Genomic DNA, 23,240 nt, shown 5'->3' with positions numbered 1-23,240 from the left:
CTCTTCATGAGGTCTTTTCTAGTTATATAAGGCGACGTGTCGCCATTTCTTCAGCAGTGTAAATGATTTTCATGGGATTCCCTCCGACAAAACTGCCTTCTGGTACATCTTTATGCACAAGAGTAGCAGCGGAAACGATCGCACCATCACCAATAGTAACTCCAGGTAAAATGGTAGAATTCGCTCCTATAAGAACACGATTCCCAATAATGACGTCTCCAATACGATATTCGTCAATTAAGTACTCATGAGCTAAAAGCGTCGTATTGTACCCGATGATTGAATTCTCTCCAATTGTAATTCTCTCCGGGAACATGACATCAGGCATAACCATCAAGGCAAATGAGGTTTGCTCTCCAACTTTCATATGTAAAAAGTGTCGGTAGAGGAAATTTTTCAGTGGCAATGAAGGGCTGTATCTGCCCAGTTGAATAACGATAAAATTTTTCATCACCTTCCAAAAAGGCACCGTTCGGTAAATATGCCACAACGAGTTTGCCCCTTCTACGGGATAACGTTCCGTCCTTCTCATGAAGATGTTCCGTCCACGATTTCAAGCAAATCCGTTATATGCTGCAACATATATGTTGGGTTAAAAGTAGCTAAATATGCTTCGCCTTTAGCAGTCCATGCAACACCAGCTGTTCTTACACCTGCGTTTTGACCACCCTCGATATCATGGGAGTTGTCCCCGATCATTATTGCCTCTTCTTTCGTTGCATTCAAACGCTCAAGTGCCAAAAGAATGGGTTCAGGGTCTGGTTTTGGGGTAACCACGTCGTCGAGTGCAATCACAACATCGAAGATGTCCTCAATCCCCATTAATGTTAATCCCTTCTGAATCATACCTTGCCTTTTCGTTGATACAATCGCCATCTTAAGGCCTCGAGCTTTTAATATACGGAGAGTATCAGTAACACCATCAAATTCGACAGCCATTTGATCGTGCATTTCAATATTCCATGCGCGGTATTCTTTAATTAGCTCTTCTGTCAATGTTTCATCAATCGAATCAAAGGTCTGTTTTAAGGACGGTCCTATAAATTGCAGCGCGTCTTCTTTAGTAAATCTTCCGGGATATCTTTTACCTAAAACACTTAAAAACGTTTGAATGATGAGCTCATTCGTATCCAGCAATGTACCATCAAAATCGAAAAGAAGCGTTGTTATTGGTTGAGATTTCATGATATAAGTACTTCCTTTCTTTTCGTTTGCTCAGCTCTTTTCCAAATTGATGCGACCACAATCGTCAATACAAAAGCGATGCCGAGCCTTAGTAAAAATAATGGCCAAATCGGTATTCCAAGAGGAATAAAGATAAGCGTATCTTCTACAACTGCGTGACAGGCGACTAAAAAGATAAAGACCAGCGTTGCATCTTTCTTGCTGACCCCGTCCTCTTGTACTGCCTGAATCATTACGCCTGCACCAAATGCCAACCCGATAACCAATCCAGATACCAGTGTCATCGAAGCATTTGGTTTAATTCCGAGCAACTTTGTAAAAGGTGCGATTTTTTGTGAAAACTTCTGCAAATACTGTTTGTCTTTCAAATATTGAATGACAACCATTAATGGAATAACGACCAGGGCGAGTTGCAGTACCCCATAACTTGCCTTTTGCAGTCCGAGTAAGATGATTTCAAGCCACCCTTCAGGCATGGTAGCCATTTTTGGTGCCATCCCATATTGAGCGACTTGCGAACCACCAGACCACACCAGGTTTATGACGATTGCCGATATAGCTGCAAGACCAAATCTTACGAGTAAAACTACCCACAATTTTACGCCAACCTTTAATGCCACTCCCGTTTCAATAAAAATATTATGTGAGAATGACAACATGACTGCCAGAATAAAGACTTCTTTAACAGTCAATTCGAGTGAAAGTATTCCAGCAATCCCTGCATACAAATTGAGCACGTTTCCTAATACTAGCGGAATCGCTGCATCGCCGCGCAATCCGAATAAACCCATGATGGGAGAAACGAAGTCAATAATCCACGGAAGAACTGGTGTGTACTGCAAAATAACCAGCAACAATGTAATTGGAAATATGATTTTGCTAAGCGTCCAGGTTGTTTTAAGACCCGCCAGCAGTCCATTTTTTATTGTAGTCATGTATGATACTTCCTTATTTATGCGTCTTTATAACGCACAGGATCTTTAATGGTCATACGACGGTAAACAACAATCAATAGTGCAACAACAACTGTAATAAGAGACACTACCTGTGCCGTGCGAAGTTCCCCGAGTAAATACAGACTGTCAGTCCGCAATCCTTCAATAAAGAAACGTCCCACAGAATACCAGATAAGATAAAACAAGAACATTTCTCCGCGTAGTAAATTAACTCTACGCAATAATATTAAGATAACAACACCCATGAAATTCCATATAGATTCATATAAGAAAGTGGGATGGTAATACGTCCCATCAATTCGCATTTGTTCGATAATCCAGTCTGGTAAAAACATATTCTCTAAGAAAGCACGTGATACAGGTCCTCCGTGGGCTTCCTGATTCATAAAGTTGCCCCAACGTCCTATTGTCTGACCGATTAGGATACTTGGTGCCACTACGTCCGCCAGTTTCAAAAATGAGACTTTGCGTTTTTTCGTAAACACATAAGCGGTAACGAATGAAGCAATCAATGCTCCATGTATGGCAAGTCCTCCCTCCCAAACTTGAAGGATATCACCGGGATTTTGGGAGTAATACTCCCATTTAAATATTACGTAATAAAGACGCGCCCCAAGAATTGCCAATGGGACAGCCCATATCAATAAATCCGTTAAGAATTCTTCGTGAAAACCTCGTTTCAGCATTTCACGCTGTGCTACTAGAAATGCCAAAACAATTCCAAAAGCGATAATGACGCCGTACCATCGTACATCAATCGGTCCAAGAGAAATCGCGATTGGATCAAATGCTCCAAGTAAAAAATTCATGTTATACCCCTTCCATACTTCCTGCTTTTAATATGTAGCGTCTTCATTTTGACTAATGACATCGTTCAGACGATTGGAAAATTCCTCTGCTGCATTGACTCCCATACGTTTCAAACGATAGTTCATCGCTGCCACTTCAATAATAACTGCTAAGTTCCGACCAGGTCGAACGGGAATCGTCAGTCTCGTCAGATCCGTATCAATAATTTTCATTTTTTCTTCCTCGAGCCCGAGACGGTCATACGTTTTCTGTGCATCCCAAATCTCTAAATCAATTACTAGAGATATCCGTTTGAAGCTGCGTATTGCACTTGCACCGAACAAAGTCATGATATCAATAATGCCCAGTCCACGGATTTCTAGTAAATGCTCAATCAGTTTTGGTGGATTCCCTACAAGCGTATTTTCGGCTTCTTGTCTGATTTCCACACAATCGTCAGCAACGAGGCGATGACCTCTTTTGACAAGTTCTAGAGCGGTCTCACTTTTACCGACCCCACTCTTCCCTGTAATCAAAACGCCTACCCCATAAATATCAACGAGTACGCCGTGTACTGCAGTCGTAGGTGCGAGTTTGCTTTCCAAAAAGTTTGTCAGCAAACTGGAGAACCTCGTAGTTGCCATTTTTGCAGTCAATACCGGTACGTGCTCTTCATTCGAAGCAATCTTCAGTTCTTCCGGTACGGTCATACCATGTGAAACAATAATAGCTGGTGTATCAGGTGAGCATAACTTTTTCATGCGATCTATTCGTTCGTGAGGCAGCAACATATCATAAAATGACAGTTCTGTCGTGCCGAGTAGTTGGACACGGTTTGCTGGGTAGTGTGTAAAATAACCGGCCATTTCTAACCCTGGTCTTGAGATATCGCTGATGGCAATATGCCTGCCGATGCCTTCCTGGCCACTGACTAGTTTTAAATCGAACATTTCCATTACATCTTTTGTTGTCACTTGTACCAAAATATCACCTGCTTTCTTCGAAATGCGAATTATCCGTCATGTCCTTTATTTTAGCATGCACTTTGAGAAAAGCGCAAAGTGCCGTTTTGCTGTACATCTGCGCTGGAAGGTTAGGGATGGCGATTGGAGCTAGACAAGCATTTTGATAGTACAACATTAATTTCATGGTACTAAATTGAAGGTAATCTCGATCGAAATTATCTCTCTTCTTTCATTTTTCCTATGTAAGTATTAGGAGGGATGAAGAATGAAGAAGATAATCGTCGATGCTGGACATGGTCCAGAAACTTCAGGTAAACGATCGCCTGATGGAGCCTTACGGGAATTCACTTTTAATGAAGCCACGGCTATACATGTCAAGAAGCTCTTTACTGCTGAAGGATTTACCGTACTATTTTCGCATAATAATTCTTGCGATGTTGCACTTTCAGAACGCATATCTCTAGCGAACAAACTGAAAGTTTCAGCATTTATATCGATTCATGCGAATGCTTTCGGCAATGATTGGAACCAAGCTCAAGGCATTGAAACGTATACTTGTTTGAACCCAAGCGAAACTTCAACTCGGATGGCTACTTTTGTTCAGCAAGCTTTGATCATGCGCACAGGTAGAAAAAATCGAGGTGTTAAAAAAGGGGACTTAGCCGTGCTGAGGGAAACGACGATGCCTGCCATATTAGTGGAATGTGGATTTATGACAAATAAAAAAGAAGCAGACTTGTTAAAAAGTCTAGAATATCAACAGCAATGTGCACAAGCCATCGTTTTCGGTATACTGTGTTCATTATAATAAGGAATATAAAAATCCCCAAATCGATTGTACTTTCGATTTGGGGATTTTCTATTTATTCAGCTGTTGTATAGCGTACGACAATCGAGCCTGTTTTTGCTTCCCCTTTAATATACAGAGGAGCTGCTGTTGAATCTGTGAGTTCTTTTGTAAAACGGATATTTTTTTGCAAGAAATGCTCTTGCTCATTTAAACGTGTCACATCCGGCAATGATACGTCCATTTTCCCGAAATTCGAAGCCACTTCCCCTTGCAAAGCAACCGTGGACGGGACATAAATTTCTACTGTACCAGCCACTGCACGTCCCTCAACTTTACGTGCTTCGGGATTTTTCGTGGTGACAACGACATGACCATTCACAGATTGTGCTTCAATATCTTTTAAATGGCCATCAATGTAAATACGACCATTTATGGTTTCTGCATCAACCTTGTTTCCAATGGCATCTTTAATATTAATGGCGCCATTGGCAGTCTGGATTTCGCCATCCTCCAATTGAACATTTTTCAATTCAATTTTGCCATTAGCGGTTTTGACTTTAAAGCGTCCCACTTCTAGATGTTTGCTGATGAAGGCTCCATTGAACAATCGAACCGATATGGAATCATACATTTGTTTTGGAACATACAAGACGACATTGACAGAAGTTGTTTTCATGTCGCTGATAATGCGCAATCTTTGTTGATCCACGACAAATACAAATTTTTCAAAGAAATCTTTCTTCCCATCCTCTTCATTGGGAGCACGATACACTTTCACATGGCATTCCGCTCGTACTTGACCGTCTTGTGAAGGATAAATTTCGAACTTCCCATTGGCAATGTCGACAGAGACTTCTTTGAAATCTGCCAACTCTTTTGTAAAGGTGTGATGAAATTCGTTCGGTTCACCGAAAGGCATATCGAAATCGAATGATTTCATTTTACCGACAGCCGTTTGCATAAATTGCATGAAACGGTCGCTGAATTGCGAAAAATCTCTTTTAATATCTTCCATAAAATCTTCTGCTTGAGAGGATGTGGTTTTCTTGTTGTGTGTTTCAGAATTTGTATGAGTGGAATGGTTATGCACATCAGACGTTCCCGGTCCAGCGTATGCTGACACACTAGGTTTAGCCTTATCATTTCCAAGAGCCTCTAGTAATACCAACGCTTCTTGAGCAGAAATCGTTCCTTTTTCAACTAGATCTAAAATGCGTTTACGTTCTTCTTGCATATAGTTGGCCTCCTTCAAAGCCGCTTTGCGCGGAACTTTGTTCTTCCCTTATACATACGGTTCATCCACAAAAAGGTTTCATTTAGCTGAAACTGTCTCTTTTTTCGCCTTCTTTTTTGTTGAAGCTTTTGCGATTTGATCTTCCATGCGCTGACGGTCACGTTCTAGCACAGGTTTTAAATAGCGACCTGTATATGACTTTTTGACATTGGCAATTTCTTCAGGGGTACCCACTGCTAAAATGGTGCCGCCTTTATCGCCACCTTCTGGCCCTAAATCAATCAAGTAATCGGAAGTTTTAATAACATCTAAGTTATGTTCGATTACTAAAACGGTATCGCCACTTTCAACCAATCGCTGCAAGACAACAAGCAAACGGGCAATATCATGTGCATGAAGTCCAGTCGTCGGTTCATCTAGAATGTAGAATGATTTACCATTCGAGCGTTTATGCAATTCCGAAGCCAACTTAACCCGTTGTGCTTCACCACCTGATAACGTCGTAGCTGGCTGGCCCAACTCCATATAGCCTAGGCCTACATCGACAATTGTTTGAAGTTTACGGCTGATTTTCGGGATATTTTCAAAGAATTTCAGACCGTCTTCCACTGTCATTTTCAATACATCTGCAATATTTTTGTCTTTGTATTTCACTTCCAGTGTTTCACGGTTGTATCGTTTCCCATGGCAAATCTCACATGGTACATAGACATCCGGCAAGAAATGCATTTCAATCTTGATGATACCGTCACCACGACAAGCTTCACAACGTCCACCTTTAACGTTAAAACTGAATCGACCTTTTTTGTAGCCACGCACTTTCGCTTCGTTCGTTGACGCATACACATCCCGAATATCATCAAATACGCCCGTGTAGGTAGCTGGATTTGATCTTGGTGTTCGGCCAATTGGAGACTGGTCAATATCAATGACTTTTTCCAATTGTTCGATACCTGTTACTTCTATGTGCTGTCCAGGTTTCGATTTTGCTCGATTTAGCTTTTGAGCGAGAGCTTTATGCAAAATTTCATTTATCAACGTACTTTTCCCTGAACCTGACACACCTGTAACCGAAGTGAAAACACCAAGCGGAATATCCACGGTAACATTTTTCAAATTGTTTTCTGTCGCTCCCTTGATCGTTATCAAACGACCGTCCGGTTTGCGACGTTCTGTAGGCAGCGGAATGAATTTCTTCCCGCTTAAATATTGACCGGTAATGGACTTCGTGTTTTTCATGACCTGCGCCGGTGTTCCGGAAGCGACAATTTCTCCACCATGTACTCCTGCTCCAGGACCCACGTCAATTAAATAATCTGCAGCCATCATCGTGTCTTCATCATGTTCAACCACAATTAACGTATTACCGATATCTCGCATATTTTTAAGCGTTGAAATCAAGCGATCATTATCTCGTTGATGCAAGCCGATTGAAGGTTCATCCAAAATGTAAAGTACGCCCGATAAACGCGAACCAATTTGAGTCGCTAAACGGATACGTTGTGCTTCCCCACCCGACAATGTTCCAGCAGCCCGACTCAACGTTAGATAATCCAGTCCCACATTAATAAGGAACCCAAGTCGTTCATCGATTTCACGTAAAATGAGTCGTGCAATTTGCATATCTTTTTCGGATAACTCGAGTGATTTGAAAAATGCATCAGCTTCCTGAATGGAGAAAGACGTCACTTGTCCGACATGTAGTGAAGCTACTTTCACTGCCAATGTTTCAGGTTTCAGACGATAGCCTTCACATGTTGGGCAATCTTGTTGGGCCATATATTTTTCCATTTGCTCGCGAATATAATCCGACGACGTTTCTTTATAACGGCGTTCGATATTTTTTAATACGCCTTCAAAATAAATCTCATTGCTCCGAACTTGTCCAAAATCATTTTCATAACGGAATGTAATTTTATCCTTGCCAGAGCCATGAAGAATTTTATCCATTTGTTCTTTCGGCAGTTTTTTCACGGGTTTTTTCATATCGATTTTGTAATGTTTACATACTGCCGCCAAAAGTTGTGGATAGTATTGAGAACTGGTCGGTTCCCACGGTACAATCGCTCCTTCATTCAACGATTTTGACCAATCGGGAATCACAAGTTCAGGATCCACTTCAAGCTTCGTACCTAGACCATCACATTCCGGACAGGCACCAAATGGACTGTTGAATGAAAACATGCGTGGTTCTAGTTCCCCAATTGAAAATCCACAAATTGGACATGCATGATGTTCACTGAACAGTAATACTTCATGTTCCATTACATCAATCAAGACACGACCATCCGCCAGTCTTAACGCGGACTCCAATGAATCTGCCAGTCGTGCTGCAACATCATCCTTCATCACGACACGGTCAATAACAATTTCAATGTCATGCTTTTTATTTTTGTCTAAATTAATGTCGTCATCCAGATCCATTAAATCACCGTTTACACGCACTCGTACATAGCCTTGCTTCTTCACATCTTCCAACATTTTTGCATGAGTACCTTTACGACCGGAAACAATCGGCGCTAAAATTTGCATCCGCGTACGTTCCGGGAATTCCATCAAACGGTCAACCATTTGCTCAATGGTCTGTGATGTAATTTCAGTCCCGTGATTTGGACAGATCGGTTTCCCGACACGTGCAAATAACAGTCGTAAATAATCATAAATTTCCGTTACTGTCCCCACAGTGGAACGAGGATTGCGGCTTGTTGTTTTTTGGTCAATGGAAATGGCAGGTGACAAGCCTTCAATGGCATCTACATCCGGTTTATCCATTTGACCTAAAAACTGTCGTGCATAGGCAGACAATGACTCGACATAACGTCGTTGTCCTTCTGCATAAATCGTATCGAAAGCAAGTGAAGATTTACCCGATCCCGATAAGCCTGTCATGACAACAAGCTTGTCTCGTGGAATTGTTAAATCTACGTTTTTCAAATTATGTGCACGTGCACCTTGTATACGAATTTCCTGGTTTTTCAAATCGGTTCATCCTTCCGCTTTCAGTTCCAAAATCGTGTCACGCAGTTCAGCTGCACGTTCGAAATCGAGTGCTTTCGCTGCGTCTTTCATTTCTTTTTCCAAAGTCAGCAACAATGTCACTTTCTCGTCTTTGGTCAATTTTTTGCCTTTTGTTACTTTTTCCATATATGTCGATGTTTCTTCTGCATTATGAGAAGCACGAATGACATCGCGAATTTTCTTCTGAATTGTTTGCGGGGTAATGCCATGTTTTTCGTTATACTCTATTTGGATATCGCGGCGTCGCTGCGTTTCACCAATTGCTTTGGTCATTGAATCCGTCATGCGATCCGCATACATGATGACATGTCCATTGGCATTACGTGCTGCCCGTCCAATTGTTTGAATAAGTGAACGCTCGGAACGTAAAAACCCTTCTTTGTCCGCATCCAAAATCGTCACTAGCGAAACTTCCGGAATATCGAGTCCTTCTCTGAGCAAGTTGATGCCAATCAATACATCATACGTACCCATGCGAAGTTCTCTAATAATTTCAATTCGCTCAAGTGTTTTAATTTCTGAGTGCAAATAATTAACTTTAATGCCGATTTCTTTTAAATAATCGGTTAAATCCTCTGACATTTTTTTCGTTAATGTGGTCACAAGAACCCGTTCATTACGCTCGGCCCGTTGACGGATTTCATCAATCAAATCATCAATCTGACCTTCAATCGGACGGACATCGATTGTAGGGTCTAACAAGCCTGTCGGTCTAATGATTTGCTCAACCATGTCAGGTGTGTGTTCCAATTCATAAGGTCCTGGAGTCGCTGAAACGAATATGGCTTGCCCCATATGACCTTCAAATTCCTGGAATGTCAATGGTCTGTTATCCATGGCGGATGGTAACCGGAACCCATGATCCACCAACACTTTCTTACGAGCCTGATCCCCGTTGAACATCCCCCTTACTTGAGGCAATGTTACGTGGCTTTCATCCACGACCATCAGGAAATCGTCTGGAAAATAATCAAGTAATGTATATGGGGTGGCCCCAGATTCGCGCAGTGTTAAATGACGTGAATAGTTTTCGATACCTGAACAAAAGCCCATCTCGCGCATCATTTCCAAGTCGTAGCGGGTACGTTGTTCCAGACGCTGCGCTTCTAGTAATTTGTCTGCGCCACGTAGAACTTTCAGTTGCTGTTCTAATTCAATTTCAATATTTTCTATCGCTTTCAGCAATTTTTCTTCACGGGTAACGAAGTGGGAGTTCGGGAATATCGCAACATGTTCACGGTCTCCGATAATTTCACCTGTTAAGGCATCCACTTCACGTATCCGGTCGATTTCATCCCCGAAAAACTCAACGCGAATGCACCGTTCATCACGGGAAGCCGGGAAAATTTCAACGACATCTCCTCGCACACGGAACTTCCCGCGGACGAAATTCATATCGTTTCGTTCATATTGAATATCGACCAATCGACGGAGTAATTGATTGCGTTCGATTTCCATTCCCGTACGAAGGGACAACACCATTTCCCGATATTCTTCGGGATTTCCGAGTCCATATATACATGAAACGGATGCAACAATTAATACATCCTCCCGTTCAAATAAAGCCGACGTTGCGGAGTGGCGCAATTTATCAATCTCTTCATTAATACTTGAATCTTTTTCGATATACGTATCCGTTTGTGGCACATAAGCCTCCGGTTGATAGTAATCGTAGAAACTAACAAAATACTCCACCGCATTATTCGGGAAGAATTCTTTGAACTCACTGTACAGTTGTCCTGCAAGTGTTTTATTGTGAGCCATGACTAATGTCGGCTTTTTGATTTCCGTCACTACATTCGACACGGTAAATGTTTTACCTGTTCCTGTTGCACCAAGTAACGTCTGGTATTTCCGACCTTCTTCAATTCCTTTTACCAATTCGCGAATCGCCTGCGGTTGATCACCGTCAGGTTTGTAAGGAGCCTGCAAATCAAAATTCTGTACCATAATTTCCTCCTTGTTTATAAAGCGGAAAGCGCTACTTTTGTTAAGGTTAGCGGGGTTCGGCCATTTTTATTGAATGTTCATATTTTATCATATTCCCCAATGGAACACGAATAAAAAGCGAACGTATGTTTTTCTGCTAAAAAAACAAAATCCGCTCTTCGCGAAGAGCGGATAATTCACAAGTCTATAGGAACTAATCATCTAATCATTACACACTTTCTTGTTGCAACAGACGTAATTCGCTTGTATATGCCACAAACGATTCTTTATCTTTCAGATCGAGCGCTCCATCAATCAAGGTCAGCAAGCGTTCTTTCCGTTGCTCGCGATGCACATGGTTCAAGAACAAATCCATGTAGATATCGTTCAACAGTTTCTCCGCTTCACTAACGGTCTGATTTCGCCCCATCGCTTTCAGAAAATCAGCATATGAATAATACTTATCCATTGCAATCACCTCGGATGCCTTTTTTCTATTATAAATAAAAAACCTAGGAAGTTGCAAATGTTTTTTCTGAATATTACGTATGATTTATTTTTTCTTAATATTTGTACTAATTAGTCAAAAGTATTGCAAAATTCCCAATTTTCTCTATAATAGGGTTTGTACTCTAAAATAGGGATGTGAATAGATGGATAAAAAAATCTCCGCTGCCTCGAATTACATCGTGTCATTCAACACCATTGCTCTCGTACCGTTCTGGAATGAGAATAATCTTTACACTCGTGTCATTGAAAACCATATTGAATTTATCGTTAGAATGAAGCCTGGGGCCATTATAAAAAAATCACTTATTTTTTATGGAAACTCTTATAAACATGCTACGTTTTTCTCTCGTGAATCCATTGGCCCTTTGCATAAAGTCCCTCTCATCATTTCACATGATTTTGGAGTTCCATTAATCATGATGCCGACCCTATCTGCCGAATCAGACGGAAATATATGGATATCCTTTTCTGCTATCGATAGCTATTCAATTAATTCCCACAACCAATGTTTAGTGCATTTCACTAATTCGCAGATTCTACCGGTGAATGTTTCGTACACAACAATGTGCAGACAATTTGTGCTTTCCCATTTCCTGACGAATCAATTTCAAAAAACACGCGATCAAATGAACCATCCTTTTTCTCAGTCAAAGCTTACATATTTACCAACCCAAACAAATCCTACCAGATAATACATACTCTTAAGCCCTTTCTCTGTGAAAGGGCTTATTATTTTGATTTTCACTCAATTTCCCCACTCACTCAATTAGCCTGTTTTGCAATTGACAGATACACACTCAGCAGCTCCTCGACTCGATTTCTCAAGCGCACGTTCAAATAGCGGCGATGCTCTTCGTATCCACTGTGAAAAAAAACATATTCGGTAAAGGTGTCATCGTGATTGCCTCGAATGACTTTCATATTGTGTTGGCGCAAATAGATTTTCGTGTCTTTCAATTCACGCTGCGCTTCCTTCACTGCTTGATCGATCATGGCCACATAAGGTCTCTTCAACTTGAATGGGCCTTTTTCAACGATTTCCCGGTCGCGCTCCAAAATGGTCAATACCATGGGGAGATAAATCATTTTTTCAAAATAGGGTAAACTATCGGCTGGAATGAGCGGCATGTTTTCGCCTCCTTCAAGAACGTTTGTTCGTATTTTATATTGTACGCTCATTTTTAAAAAATACAAGTGGGAAATCAGGGGAATTTCGCTGGAAGTGTTGCTGCGTCTCACTTCAAGTTAACCTTAGCGTGAGATGACATGAAATATTCGTCAAAAAAACCACCTCAAAAAAGAGATGGTTCAGCGTTATTTATGTGATTTCCCTCGATAAACCCAAGCAGAAGCGATAAAGAAAAATCCGGATGTAACCATTAATGGAGAATGATCATCCCATACCGCATAAAACCCTGTAGCCAAGGACAAAACAGATATGATTCCGGCAAACATTCGCGTTTGCAGTTGGAATCGTTCCACTTTGGATTGTGCATCCCGAATTTGCATGTATTCCCGCATTCGAGTCGGTTCATCTAGGAAAGTAATTACTTTTTGTGGGAAAGCACGCAATGGTCCGATTGCATTTAATGCAAAGCGTACCGCATCCTCTTTCGAAAATGATTTGTCCCCCTCTTTTTGGGTTGTTGCCCATTCGAGCACACGCGGCCGCGCAATAGCAAGTAAATCCACTTTCGGATCCAGAACATGAAGAACTCCAATAAAAGTCGAAACTGCCCGACCAAAAAAGGCGAATTCCGCAGGCAGCTGCACAGGTTGCGTACGGACAATTCCTTTTAAGTCATCCAGTAAACGGTCGACGACAAAACTGTCCATTTGCGTCAATTCTTCGGATTCATACGCTGCAACCACTCTGGCAATTGCATCTGCCAGTAAACGGCGGTCTGCCTGCGGCAACAAGAATCTCAACTCTTCCAGACCATCCAATACTTGGTCATACTGTTTGAGCAGTATACCTTCGACGACTTTTAACACGGAACGCGCTTCCTCTTTACTGATAGAACCGACCATTCCGAAATCAATCAACACAATCGTGCCATCGGGTTTAATTAAGATATTTCCACCGTGTGGATCCGCGTGGAATTGTCCACCATCCAGCACTTGTTCTAAAAACAACCGAAACAGTCGCTCCGATAAAACGCGACGGTTTATCCCATTAGAATCAATAAATGCAAGGTCGGTTATACGGGCACCTTCAATCCATTCCATCACCAGAACGCGACGCGTAGAAAATTCATCATAGTACACAGGGAAACGAACACCTGGCATTGATTCGAAACGGTCCGCAAAGCTGCGCCCATTACGTAGTTCCTGTAAAAAATTAAGCTCTGCCCCAACCGTATCGACCATCTCGCTATACAACAGATTGAAATCAATTTGTTTGCCAAAAGCCGTGAAACGTTTTGCCAGCCAAATCACAATTTTCATGGCACGAAAATCAGCACGTAAAATGCGCTCGATTTCCGGGCGTTGAATTTTCACTGCCACAGGCGTCCCGTCTTTCAGCGAGCCCTTATAGACTTCACCGATCGATGCAGATGCGACAGGTTTATCCGATAGGTTCATGAGAATATCCGTATGAGTTTCATTCCACTCCTGTTCGAGAAGATCAATTGCTTTCTCTCTCGGAACAGCAGGAACCCGGTCGGTCAACCCTTCTAGCTCTGCAATAAATGAAGGCGGCATTATGTCCGCACGTGTCGATAAAAACTGTCCCATTTTAATCATTAATCCGCCAAGTTTGAGTGCGGTCCGTTTATATTCTTTCGCTTGCCTCGTCACAAGCCGCTCCCATTTTTCGTTGATTACCGGTGTAAAACGACCTTTATAACGGCGCTGAAAAAGCGTTACTTGTGTAAAAAACTTTACGGACATCCAGACAATGCGATAAATTCGATAAATTGCTAAACGTTCCATTTCAAGCGCCTCCTTTGCCTACCATTATAGAGAGAGATGGCGACAACGTCCAAAAAGTGATATGTTTTGAAGGGAAAAACTTTCAAAATTGTGAACATTATAAGGGGGATTTACCATGGACACCATTCGCTACGAACAAAACGGGAATTTAGCTATCATCACACTCAATCGTCCGGACTCTATGAACGCCTTTAACTATGATATGTTACGTGAACTTGGTCAGGTTGCCGAAGCCATTCGCATCAATCCAGACGTTCGTCTCGTTGTTTTCACAGGTTCTGGTGAAAAAGCATTTAGTGTAGGTGCAGATTTAAAAGAACGCAAAACGTTGACAGAGCAACAAGTAAAACGCAATATTTACAAAATCGGTGAAGTATTTTCAGCAATTGAAAACTTGCCACAACCTACAATTGCCATGATGAATGGTCACGCATTCGGTGGGGGAATGGAACTTGCACTAGCATGCGATTTCCGAATTGCAGCAGATAATATATTACTTGGACTCACTGAAACGAGCTTAGCCATCATTCCAGGAGCCGGTGGTACACAGCGTCTGCCACGCTTGATCGGAGAAGCAAAAGCTCTTGAATTAATCCTGACTGCACGTCGCTTAACAGCTGATGAAGCTCTGGCTTACGGCGTTTTAACAAAAGTAGTTTCCAGCGGAAGCTTACTAGAAGAAACGGGGAAATTTGCCAATCTGATTTTAGCAAACGGGCCGATCGCCGTACAACAAGCGAAATTTGCTATTAAACACGGCATGAACGCTGATTTACATACAGGCTTGAACATTGAACGAAAAGCCTATGAAATAACGATACCTACTGAAGACCGTGTTGAAGCCTTGATTGCATTTGGCGAAAAAAGAAAGCCTGTCTTTAAAGGGAAATAATAAAGAGCTATTCCAGAGATTTCACACTTCCTCTGGAATAGCTCTTTTTGGTAGTATCTTCACTATCATGTTCCAATAGAATCAGTCGTTTAAAAAAGCCATCACATATTCCGCATCGTCTCCTACACCTTGAAGAATAGCGGATCCTCTTTTACTTTGCCATGGCAAGCCCAAGAAATACAATCCCTTTACTGGACTGATTCCTCGTTGATGCAGCACTTCATTTTTCTCACTAATAGCTCCATTAATTTGAATACAAGAGTAGTTAGATCTGAATCCTGTGGACCAGATGATATTTTGTATATGTAAGGTGGAATCATCTTGGAATCTTACTTCATTCGCCTTGCACTCAATGAGCCTTGATTTTAGTACAACCCGATTTTGTTTTAGTGCATTTTTCAACTCGTGGCCAAAAATGAAATCGCCTTTTCGCTGTATGAATTTACCTAGCATGGAATTTGAAGACGCATTTAATATTCCCACTTTATCCAACCACCAAAAAATGCTTTTTCCCATGATGAATAACGGCATATAATCGGGGTTTTTACTGACCGCCAAAAATGTTTTCTTTGATTTCGATAATTCCACAGCAATTTGTGCTCCACTGTTCCCACCGCCTACCACCAACACATTGCCTTCCTGCAATTGACTTTCGTTGCGATACTCGGATGAATGCAATTGAACAACATAATCATCAATTGATTTAGACATTGAAGGAACAAACTTGTTATGGAAAGGTCCAGTTGCCATGACGAGGTTTTTTGTTTGAAAAACACCATTATTTGTCGTTACCTTAAACGACTGATCGTCATTTAGAACGACTCCATGAACTTCCTTATTAAATTGAACAGGGAATTGATAATTCTTGGCATACCGTGCTAAGTAGCGGCTGACTTCATCTTTCGACGGCAATCCATGCGGCTCTCCTTCCATTATCATGCCTGGAAGGGAATTATATAGGCGTGGTGTAAAAAGAACCAATGAGTCATATCGATTAACCCAACTCTCACCAATGAATGATCCTTTATCGAGAACAAGAAAATCCTTCTCATTTGACTTTAAAAAATAGCTCATAGCTAATCCAGCCTGACCAGCACCGACGACAATTGTATGATACAACTGGGAACACTCCTAAATAGAGATTAAAGTTTTAAATAGACTTCAATAAAAATATAAAATTGTTATCACTCACTGTCCAGAAAAAAATGGAAATTAACTATCACTCTGAATCAATAGCTTCTAAAGGCATGTCCCATAATAAATAATCGTCTATAAAAATGGCGGTTTCTACAACAATCGTATCTTTATTTTTCTTGAAAAATAAGGCCGTTCCTTCTTGTGTTTCATACGACCATCCCAGATCACTCATGATTTTCTTCACATGGTCAAATGTCGCCTCTTCCGTATATTCAGAAACATAACGTTTCACGTATTCCGTCTCCTGAAACTTTACAGACTCACGTGTAGTGACATCCAAAACTGCAACTGCCAAACCAAGTCGAATTGTCCCTTCATCCTGAGCCAAGATATGACCATACCGCATCCAAAAAATTGTGCAAAGGATTACGCACAATAAACAAAGAACCAAACTGATTTTTTTCATGGCGACCTCCTATCCATATTATAGAATATGTTCATAAGGAGGATAAATAGTATCTAATTCATTAAACAAACCGCTCTATTAATTTTTATTGATGAAAAGGGAACTGACTATTTTACTATCAGCAACATCGTTTATCATAAGCCAAACAAAAACCACTCCATATCTCGATGGAGTGGCTGAAGTCTACGAATATTAAACTAACCCTTGCTCTAAATCTTCAATTAAATCTTCAACGTCTTCAATACCAACCGAAATACGAACAAGGCCGTCTAGAATGCCAAGTTCTTGGCGGCGTTCTGCCGGAATTGACGCATGCGTCATCCGTGCCGGGGTGGAGATCAAGCTTTCCACCGCTCCCAGACTTTCAGCAAGTGTGAAGTATTTTAATTTCTTGATCAGCTGATCGGCTTTTTCAGTACTGCCCACATCAAATGAAATCATTCCGCCAAAACCAGTTGCCTGTTTCTTCATGATGCCGTGCCCAGCATGTGATTCCAATCCTGGATAGAAGACGTTTCTAACAGCTTCATGAGCAACTAGGAAATCAGCAATGCGCTTAGCATTTGAATTTGTTTCTTCCATGCGGATTCCGAGTGTCTTCAAGCCACGAATCAATAACCATGAATCTTGTGGTCCTAAAATTGCCCCTACTGAGTTTTGAACAAAGTGTAGGTCTTTCGCTAACTCTTCTGTCGCAACAACTACCAACCCAGCAACTACATCACTATGGCCGCCAATATATTTCGTTGCACTGTGCAACACAATATCCGCTCCAAGTGAAAGTGGCTGTTGCAAGTAAGGAGTCAAAAACGTGTTATCAACAATTGTCAGTAAACCTTTTGCTTTTGCCAATTGTGCAATTTCCGCAATGTCCGTTACTTTCAGCAATGGATTGGTTGGAGATTCAATAAAGACCGCTTTTGTATTTTCTTTAATTGCCGCTTCAAATTCAGCTGCGTTTGAAGAATCAACAAACGTGGATTCAATTCCGAAACGGTTTAATACTTTTGTCATGACACGGTATGTACCACCGTATACATCATCCGTCATGACGATATGATCACCAGAATTGAAAAGCATCATGACTGAACTGATTGCTGCCATTCCTGACCCGAAAGCGAAGCCTGCATGACCACCTTCTAAATCACTAATTAATACTTCAAGTGCATGGCGAGTCGGATTCCCTGTACGTGAATATTCATATCCGCGGAAATCACCTACGGCATCCTGTTTATACGTGCTTACCTGGTAAATCGGAGTAGAAACGGCACCCGTTGTTTCGTCTCCTACTATTCCAGCGTGAATTAATTTCGTTTTCGGTCTCACTCTGCTTCATCCTCCTTCAATAATTCATAAACTTTTTGACTTAAATAACGTTCGCTTGAATCTGCAAAAATAGTTACAATATGGCTGCCTGGTTTTGCAACCTTTGCTTCTTCCAGTGCAGCATAAAATGCCGCTCCTGACGAACTGCCTACGAGAAGACCTTCTTCTTTAGCCAGCACACGCAGTTTTTCAAAAGCGTTCTTATCCGTAACCGTATGGATAGCATTAAAATATGCTTTGTTCATATAGGCTGGTAAAAATTCCATACCGATGCCTTCCGTGTAATGCGAACCAGGTTCCCCACCATTTAAAATAGAGCCTTCTGGTTCTACAATCACTGTCTTAATATCTGCCTTCTGCCCTTTTAAATACTTCGCAGTTCCCATAAAGGTTCCACCAGAACCTGCGCCTGCGACAAAGACGTCAATTTGACCGTCCAAATCACGCCAAAGTTCAGGTCCTAAAGTATGGACATACGTTTCAGGATTAGCTGGATTTGAAAATTGAGATGGTGAAAAAGCGCCTGGTGTTTCTTTGACAAGCTCTGCGGCTTTTTCAATAGCCCCTTTCATTCCAAGTTCAGTTGGTGTATTGATAATTTCAGCGCCCAACGCGCGCATCAAAGTTTGTTTTTCCATACTGAACTTTTGCGGGACCACAAATTTCACTTGGTAACCTTTGCCGATGGCGGCAAGAGCCACACCGATTCCTGTGTTGCCAGCGGTCGGCTCAATAATAGTGCCACCTGGTTGAAGTTTTCCCGATTCTTCAGCATCCTTTAATAAAGAAACGCCTAATCGATCTTTTACGCTACCACCTGGATTCATGAATTCAAGCTTGGCAAAAATACGGCAATTATTAGGAATTTCACAATTTTTAATTTCAACAACCGGTGTATTGCCGATTAATTCATGTACGCTGCCGTATACGTTCATTATGCTTCCTCCGCAAATACGTTACGCCACTCATCTTTCTTCGATAGCATGTCGCGTGCAATTTCTTTCGCGCCTTCGAGACTGTGATTTGCAGCCCATCCACATTGGACTTCGTTACAAGCCGGAACTTCCGTAGCTTGAAGGACATCTTCCAACGTTTTTTCAAGAATCGTTAGGATTTCCTCATAATTGTCATGGTTGATTACAGCCAAATAGAATCCAGTCTGACATCCCATTGGACTCATATCGACCACTTGATCTGTATGGTTGCGAATATTTTCAGCCATTAAATGCTCGATGGAATGCAAACCTGCCATTTCCATATGTTCTTTATTCGGTTGTTTGAAACGGATATCATATTTCAGGATTTCGTCGCCATTCGTGCCCATTTTACGACCAGCAAGACGTACATAAGGTGCCACTACTTTTGTATGATCTAAGTTAAAGCTTTCAACATTCATTTGTTTCATCAAAAACACTCCTTATTTTTTACTCTTTACTGTTGATTTTTATTGAGAAGGTGGGAATCTTTGCGACGAGTAACCGCAGGAGCAGATGTTTTTTTCACACCCCCTGAAGTTCAACAACATTGTTTAACAGAGTCTATTTTTTAGTTGCGTCCATTAACCACACATAATCATTCATTTGTTCAAACTGAACGTCGAAGCCAGCATTTTCAAATGCTAGAGTCAAAACAGGTATCGTCGTGTAGTACTCGCGTTCCAAATCATCTGCCACATTGTTAAAACCACGTGCGCGTTCTTTTGTAATCTGTGCTTGTTTTGCTTCTTCTGATACAAATACAGTATCTGCAAATACAATTTTCCCACCAACCGGCAATATAGTAGCATATGTGACCAAAGCATTTTCTTTCTCTAAATCTTTTAAATGATGAAATACATACGAGCTGACAAATGTATCAACCTTCTCGGGTGCTTCAAATTTCAATAAGTCCCCATCCAGTATTGCCAATTCTGGAAAACGTTTCGCTGTTACCGTACGCATTGCTTTATTTGGTTCGATACCAATAACAGAATGACCTGCATCTATTAATTTCGCCGTCAAGTTTCCAGTCCCTGTTCCAAATTCAACAATTGTTCCAAATGATTTAGAAGCAACCGCAGAAAGAATCTCTTCATATTTATCAAATACATCACGGTATTCTGGATCTTTTCCGGAAACGGATGCATCATAAGAATGTACCCACTCGTCAAAAATATCTACGAATTCACGTCCCATAGTAAATCCTCCTTTTTATTTATATATATTATTCCAATAAGTTTACTTGGTATTAGGTTAACTGACTTATTTATAACATAGTTTACCCGTTATTTCTACTCCTAAATTCCAAAAGACCCCTTTCAAATTATGCGAAAGGGGTCTTGATATTATTTAGATTGTGCTTCCCATTCTTCACGCAAAATGCCCATGCGAATCGAGTCATAGTATGTGCCATTGTAGTAACGAACCTTACGGATACGGGCTTCCATCGTCATGCCAAGCTTTTCCCCTACCCGAATCATCCGATAATTACCGGACCATGTGGTAAAGCCTACACGTACGAGCGGCATGGTTTTAAAGAGACGATTCGTCCATTTTCTTAAGGCTTCTGCACCGTAGCCTCCGCTCCAATATTCCGGCTTAAAGATGACGATTCCCATCTCAAGCCATAAAGAAGGTTCATGCTCCCAGTAATAGGACACCATCCCGATTAGTTCGTCATTCACTTCAATCCCATACATATGCTCCTTATTGAGATAACGATCTTTATCGGATAAAAATTGTTCAAACGTTTTTGGTGAATATGGATAATAGGGTGCATCCCATTTCTTCCATTCGGGATTTTCTTCTTTCGCACTCATTTCCCATAGTCTACATAAATCCTCTTCATAAAAAGGTCGCAAGTGGACCTGTGAACTTGCCTCAATCAAATCGTTTCACCTCATAGATACTTATCAAACCAACCAGTAATTTGCTCTAGTCGGGCATAGCGTAAATTTGGATAACCCGTTCGCGACAAGTTATGATCTGCATCCGGGAAACGCACAAAGCCCGCTTCTTTTTTCATTTGTTTCAATGTAATATAAAGTTGCTCTGCCTGCTCAATCGGACAACGGAAATCTTTTTCACTGTGTAAAATCAATAATGGTGTCTCGATGTTCTTGGCGTACTTCAGAGGGGAATGATTCCACAGTTTTTCAACATCCGTCATATCCGCGCCAACTTGCCATTCGTTGAAATAATATCCGATATCAGATACCCCAAAGAAGCTGATCCAGTTTGAAATCGATCGTTGAGTGACCGCCGCTTTAAAGCGATTCGTATGGCCGACAATCCAGTTCGTCATGAACCCGCCATAGCTTCCGCCAGTTACTCCAAGACGATTTTCATCAATCCAGTCGTTTTCAGCAAGTACCGAATCGAGGCCTTTCATTATGTCTTCATAATCACCGCCGCCATAATCGCCGCGAACCGCATCGACGAATTGCTGACTGTAGCCATGACTGCCACGTGGATTTACATATAGAACGCCATAACCCTGTGCTGCTAAAAGCTGAAGCTCATGGAAAAAAGTGTTCGCGTACATAGCATGCGGACCACCATGAATCTCTACAATTAATGGATACTTTTCACCTTGTACGTAGCCCGCCGGTTTCATTAACCAACCATGAACGTTCCATCCTTCTGCACCTTCATAAACAATTGCCTCAGGTGATACCAATTCCACCTCGTTTTCAAATGTTTCATTGAATGTCGTTAATGCTTGTCTTTCACCAGTCGCAATCGTTTGTACATATAGTTCGCCAATGCTGGTTGGATTGGACACCGTTACCAGAGCAAACTCCCCAGATTTTGCAACATCATAACCATATATATATTCATCGTCGCCAGTCGCCGGATACATTTCCCCTTCCAATGAAGCGGCATATAATCGAACGTCCCCCATAGTAGATACTTGGAAATACAAGTGGTCATCTTTCGTCCATACAACGCTAGGCGCATTTGCCCCTTGTTGTGTATCTGCTACGACATAATCCCCAACTGGAGCATCAATTCCTTCAGTCAGATTTTGGCGTGAACCTGACTCGATATCATATACATATAGTTCTGTATGTGTTGCGTTCTTGAAAGACGCATCGCTACCGACAAATGCCAGTTTCGAATCATCAAAAGAAAATGCAGCACCGCCAAAGTAACCATCTTCTTCAATAACAACCGTTTCTTCCTTCGAGTCCACGTCCACCAAATACAATGATTGACGGAATTCGAAATCCTGGTTTTCAGAACGATTGACACCGAAGACTAGTTTCGATCCATCGTGTGAAACGGACTGTAGCGAATAAAAATAATTGCCTTCCGTAAATTGTGTTACTTCCCCGTTTTCAAGATTTATTACACCGATATGTTTATAACTGTCTTGAGGCAGCAACCCCGTACCGTCCATTTTGTACTTCATTTTATCCACTACGTATGGTTCTGGTTTTTTCTTTTCCTCTTTATCCGGTTCATCAGTAAAGTTCTTTCCTTCTTTTAAGGAAGCAGAAAACCATATTTTCTTTCCACATGGAGACCACACAAAACTGCTGACTCCTGTTTCAAATGAAGTCACTTTACGTGCTTCCCCGCCTTTTGTGGACAATACATAAAGTTGATTCTTATCATCTCGAGTAGATAAAAATGCAAGCTGCGTGCCGTCTATGGAATATGTAGGAGAAGAAATCTTCTCTTTGCCATGTGTCCATTGTGTCAATTTCTTTGAATCCAATTCCACATGCCATAAATTCGCTTGATATGTATTTTCATTGTCGTCTATTTTTGTATGAACAAAAACTGATTCTTTTTGATTTGGTGCTAAGGTAGGCTGAGTAACAGAAACCAATTGATTTAAATCTTCTATAGTTAATTTGCGTTTTGACATTTAATTTCCTCCCTAGGTGTCGCATTATTCCTATTTCGACATCCGTAAGAGTTTTCCTTTAAATCTGAACCATAATTTTCCCGTCGATTATTTAAATTTATTGCAGTATGTTATTTATATGAAAATTGGAGGTTTTATTATGGCTTGGATACTAGGTGGAATGGCATTGATTCTTCTRGGCTTAGTGGGGATATATTTTTGGGTGTACAAATACGATCGTGATAAAGTCGATTTGAATCATATAGACTCTCC

At 41.2% G+C, this 23,240-nt stretch carries 22 protein-coding genes; 3 read left to right on the top strand and 19 right to left on the bottom strand.

Annotated elements, in window-relative coordinates; genetic code table 11:
- Positions 1-22: 22 nt before the first annotated feature.
- The 5 genes from AC1DSL_RS05110 to hprK are packed head-to-tail and all read right to left on the bottom strand — an operon-like array spanning position 23 to position 3,913.
- Entirely contained in the window at positions 23-532 is a 510-nt protein-coding gene (locus AC1DSL_RS05110; protein ID WP_477531404.1) for an acyltransferase, read from the bottom strand.
- Positions 529-1,185 (bottom strand): pyrophosphatase PpaX, encoded by a 657-nt coding sequence (gene ppaX / locus AC1DSL_RS05105; protein WP_342543110.1) that lies wholly within the window; start codon positions 1,183-1,185, stop codon positions 529-531. Before ppaX ends, AC1DSL_RS05110 begins: the two co-directional genes overlap by 4 nt.
- A complete protein-coding gene (locus AC1DSL_RS05100; protein ID WP_477531403.1) occupies positions 1,182-2,120 on the bottom strand; it encodes a nucleoside recognition domain-containing protein in 939 nt (312 codons plus the stop codon). Before AC1DSL_RS05100 ends, ppaX begins: the two co-directional genes overlap by 4 nt.
- Before the next feature lie 17 nt (positions 2,121-2,137).
- The gene (gene lgt / locus AC1DSL_RS05095) at positions 2,138-2,950 is read right to left on the bottom strand and encodes a prolipoprotein diacylglyceryl transferase (protein WP_477531402.1); all 813 of its coding nucleotides are present in this window, start codon (positions 2,948-2,950) and stop codon (positions 2,138-2,140) included.
- A gap of 27 nt (positions 2,951-2,977) precedes the next feature.
- The gene (gene hprK / locus AC1DSL_RS05090) at positions 2,978-3,913 is read right to left on the bottom strand and encodes an HPr(Ser) kinase/phosphatase (protein ID WP_016429104.1); all 936 of its coding nucleotides are present in this window, start codon (positions 3,911-3,913) and stop codon (positions 2,978-2,980) included.
- 247 nt (positions 3,914-4,160) lie between these two features.
- Here hprK and AC1DSL_RS05085 point away from each other — a divergent pair, with 247 nt between their 5' ends.
- Complete coding sequence (locus AC1DSL_RS05085) at positions 4,161-4,703, top strand: N-acetylmuramoyl-L-alanine amidase (RefSeq protein ID WP_477531401.1); 543 nt, start codon at positions 4,161-4,163, stop codon at positions 4,701-4,703.
- A 55-nt stretch (positions 4,704-4,758) separates the two neighbouring features.
- On the opposite strand, the gene AC1DSL_RS05080 is transcribed toward AC1DSL_RS05085, so the two are convergent.
- The 4 genes from AC1DSL_RS05080 to AC1DSL_RS05065 form a co-directional block, all read right to left on the bottom strand.
- The gene (locus AC1DSL_RS05080) at positions 4,759-5,919 is read right to left on the bottom strand and encodes a DUF4097 family beta strand repeat-containing protein (protein ID WP_016429106.1); all 1,161 of its coding nucleotides are present in this window, start codon (positions 5,917-5,919) and stop codon (positions 4,759-4,761) included.
- A gap of 78 nt (positions 5,920-5,997) precedes the next feature.
- A complete protein-coding gene (gene uvrA, locus AC1DSL_RS05075) occupies positions 5,998-8,898 on the bottom strand; it encodes an excinuclease ABC subunit UvrA (RefSeq protein WP_016429107.1) in 2,901 nt (966 codons plus the stop codon).
- A gap of 6 nt (positions 8,899-8,904) precedes the next feature.
- Entirely contained in the window at positions 8,905-10,887 is a 1,983-nt protein-coding gene (gene uvrB / locus AC1DSL_RS05070; protein ID WP_477531400.1) for an excinuclease ABC subunit UvrB, read from the bottom strand.
- Positions 10,888-11,095: 208 nt separating this feature from the next.
- Positions 11,096-11,335, bottom strand: coding sequence for an IDEAL domain-containing protein (locus AC1DSL_RS05065; protein WP_016429109.1), 240 nt, complete (start codon positions 11,333-11,335; stop codon positions 11,096-11,098).
- Between the two features lie 184 nt (positions 11,336-11,519).
- Here AC1DSL_RS05065 and AC1DSL_RS05060 point away from each other — a divergent pair, with 184 nt between their 5' ends.
- Positions 11,520-12,068 carry a competence protein ComK gene (locus AC1DSL_RS05060; protein WP_477531399.1) on the top strand — a complete coding sequence of 183 codons (549 nt, stop codon included), beginning with the start codon at positions 11,520-11,522 and terminating at the stop codon, positions 12,066-12,068.
- 70 nt (positions 12,069-12,138) lie between these two features.
- On the opposite strand, the gene AC1DSL_RS05055 is transcribed toward AC1DSL_RS05060, so the two are convergent.
- Both AC1DSL_RS05055 and AC1DSL_RS05050 read right to left on the bottom strand, forming a co-directional pair.
- Entirely contained in the window at positions 12,139-12,504 is a 366-nt protein-coding gene (locus tag AC1DSL_RS05055; protein WP_342543105.1) for a YhjD family protein, read from the bottom strand.
- A 186-nt stretch (positions 12,505-12,690) separates the two neighbouring features.
- Positions 12,691-14,313, bottom strand: a complete 1,623-nt coding sequence (locus tag AC1DSL_RS05050) for an ABC1 kinase family protein (protein WP_477531398.1) — start codon at positions 14,311-14,313, stop codon at positions 12,691-12,693.
- 115 nt (positions 14,314-14,428) lie between these two features.
- Here AC1DSL_RS05050 and AC1DSL_RS05045 point away from each other — a divergent pair, with 115 nt between their 5' ends.
- Positions 14,429-15,205, top strand: coding sequence for an enoyl-CoA hydratase-related protein (locus AC1DSL_RS05045; RefSeq protein WP_016429113.1), 777 nt, complete (start codon positions 14,429-14,431; stop codon positions 15,203-15,205).
- Positions 15,206-15,286: 81 nt separating this feature from the next.
- Here AC1DSL_RS05045 and AC1DSL_RS05040 read toward each other — a convergent pair whose 3' ends face one another.
- The 8 genes from AC1DSL_RS05040 to AC1DSL_RS05005 form a co-directional block, all read right to left on the bottom strand.
- Positions 15,287-16,324, bottom strand: a complete 1,038-nt coding sequence (locus tag AC1DSL_RS05040) for a flavin-containing monooxygenase (protein WP_477531397.1) — start codon at positions 16,322-16,324, stop codon at positions 15,287-15,289.
- Positions 16,325-16,424: 100 nt separating this feature from the next.
- Complete coding sequence (locus AC1DSL_RS05035; RefSeq protein WP_477531396.1) at positions 16,425-16,808, bottom strand: hypothetical protein; 384 nt, start codon at positions 16,806-16,808, stop codon at positions 16,425-16,427.
- Between the two features lie 192 nt (positions 16,809-17,000).
- Positions 17,001-18,134, bottom strand: a complete 1,134-nt coding sequence (locus AC1DSL_RS05030; RefSeq protein ID WP_477531395.1) for a bifunctional cystathionine gamma-lyase/homocysteine desulfhydrase — start codon at positions 18,132-18,134, stop codon at positions 17,001-17,003.
- Complete coding sequence (locus AC1DSL_RS05025) at positions 18,131-19,069, bottom strand: PLP-dependent cysteine synthase family protein (RefSeq protein ID WP_477531394.1); 939 nt, start codon at positions 19,067-19,069, stop codon at positions 18,131-18,133. Before AC1DSL_RS05025 ends, AC1DSL_RS05030 begins: the two co-directional genes overlap by 4 nt.
- Positions 19,069-19,539: an S-ribosylhomocysteine lyase gene (locus AC1DSL_RS05020; protein WP_016429118.1), complete on the bottom strand. Its 471-nt coding sequence runs from the start codon at positions 19,537-19,539 to the stop codon at positions 19,069-19,071. The genes AC1DSL_RS05025 and AC1DSL_RS05020 overlap by 1 nt, the downstream gene beginning before the upstream one ends.
- Before the next feature lie 133 nt (positions 19,540-19,672).
- Positions 19,673-20,308 carry a class I SAM-dependent DNA methyltransferase gene (locus AC1DSL_RS05015; RefSeq protein ID WP_477531393.1) on the bottom strand — a complete coding sequence of 212 codons (636 nt, stop codon included), beginning with the start codon at positions 20,306-20,308 and terminating at the stop codon, positions 19,673-19,675.
- 149 nt (positions 20,309-20,457) lie between these two features.
- The gene (locus AC1DSL_RS05010; RefSeq protein ID WP_342543100.1) at positions 20,458-21,000 is read right to left on the bottom strand and encodes a GNAT family N-acetyltransferase; all 543 of its coding nucleotides are present in this window, start codon (positions 20,998-21,000) and stop codon (positions 20,458-20,460) included.
- 11 nt (positions 21,001-21,011) lie between these two features.
- On the bottom strand, positions 21,012-22,988 hold the full coding sequence (locus AC1DSL_RS05005) for a S9 family peptidase (protein ID WP_477531392.1): 1,977 nt from the start codon (positions 22,986-22,988) through the stop codon (positions 21,012-21,014).
- Between the last annotated feature and the right edge of the window lie 252 nt (positions 22,989-23,240).

The organism is Paenisporosarcina sp. P4_D4 (assembly GCF_056401835.1).
The sequence above is the reverse complement of the archived record's forward strand: the minus strand, read 5'-3'. Positions and strand labels throughout refer to the sequence as shown.

What these genes read in the sequence shown, in the direction of transcription:
- AC1DSL_RS05110 (WP_477531404.1), bottom strand. Translation starts at nt 532, where the DNA reads ATGAGAAGGACGGAACGTTATCCCGTAGAAGGGGCAAACTCGTTGTGG.
- ppaX (WP_342543110.1), bottom strand. Translation starts at nt 1,185, where the DNA reads ATGAAATCTCAACCAATAACAACGCTTCTTTTCGATTTTGATGGTACA.
- AC1DSL_RS05100 (WP_477531403.1), bottom strand. Translation starts at nt 2,120, where the DNA reads ATGACTACAATAAAAAATGGACTGCTGGCGGGTCTTAAAACAACCTGG.
- lgt (WP_477531402.1), bottom strand. Translation starts at nt 2,950, where the DNA reads ATGAATTTTTTACTTGGAGCATTTGATCCAATCGCGATTTCTCTTGGA.
- AC1DSL_RS05085 (WP_477531401.1), top strand. Translation starts at nt 4,161, where the DNA reads ATGAAGAAGATAATCGTCGATGCTGGACATGGTCCAGAAACTTCAGGT.
- AC1DSL_RS05080 (WP_016429106.1), bottom strand. Translation starts at nt 5,919, where the DNA reads ATGCAAGAAGAACGTAAACGCATTTTAGATCTAGTTGAAAAAGGAACG.
- uvrB (WP_477531400.1), bottom strand. Translation starts at nt 10,887, where the DNA reads ATGGTACAGAATTTTGATTTGCAGGCTCCTTACAAACCTGACGGTGAT.
- AC1DSL_RS05065 (WP_016429109.1), bottom strand. Translation starts at nt 11,335, where the DNA reads ATGGATAAGTATTATTCATATGCTGATTTTCTGAAAGCGATGGGGCGA.
- AC1DSL_RS05060 (WP_477531399.1), top strand. Translation starts at nt 11,520, where the DNA reads ATGGATAAAAAAATCTCCGCTGCCTCGAATTACATCGTGTCATTCAAC.
- AC1DSL_RS05055 (WP_342543105.1), bottom strand. Translation starts at nt 12,504, where the DNA reads ATGCCGCTCATTCCAGCCGATAGTTTACCCTATTTTGAAAAAATGATT.
- AC1DSL_RS05050 (WP_477531398.1), bottom strand. Translation starts at nt 14,313, where the DNA reads ATGGAACGTTTAGCAATTTATCGAATTTATCGCATTGTCTGGATGTCC.
- AC1DSL_RS05045 (WP_016429113.1), top strand. Translation starts at nt 14,429, where the DNA reads ATGGACACCATTCGCTACGAACAAAACGGGAATTTAGCTATCATCACA.
- AC1DSL_RS05035 (WP_477531396.1), bottom strand. Translation starts at nt 16,808, where the DNA reads ATGAAAAAAATCAGTTTGGTTCTTTGTTTATTGTGCGTAATCCTTTGC.
- AC1DSL_RS05025 (WP_477531394.1), bottom strand. Translation starts at nt 19,069, where the DNA reads ATGAACGTATACGGCAGCGTACATGAATTAATCGGCAATACACCGGTT.
- AC1DSL_RS05020 (WP_016429118.1), bottom strand. Translation starts at nt 19,539, where the DNA reads ATGAAACAAATGAATGTTGAAAGCTTTAACTTAGATCATACAAAAGTA.
- AC1DSL_RS05015 (WP_477531393.1), bottom strand. Translation starts at nt 20,308, where the DNA reads ATGGGACGTGAATTCGTAGATATTTTTGACGAGTGGGTACATTCTTAT.
- AC1DSL_RS05005 (WP_477531392.1), bottom strand. Translation starts at nt 22,988, where the DNA reads ATGTCAAAACGCAAATTAACTATAGAAGATTTAAATCAATTGGTTTCT.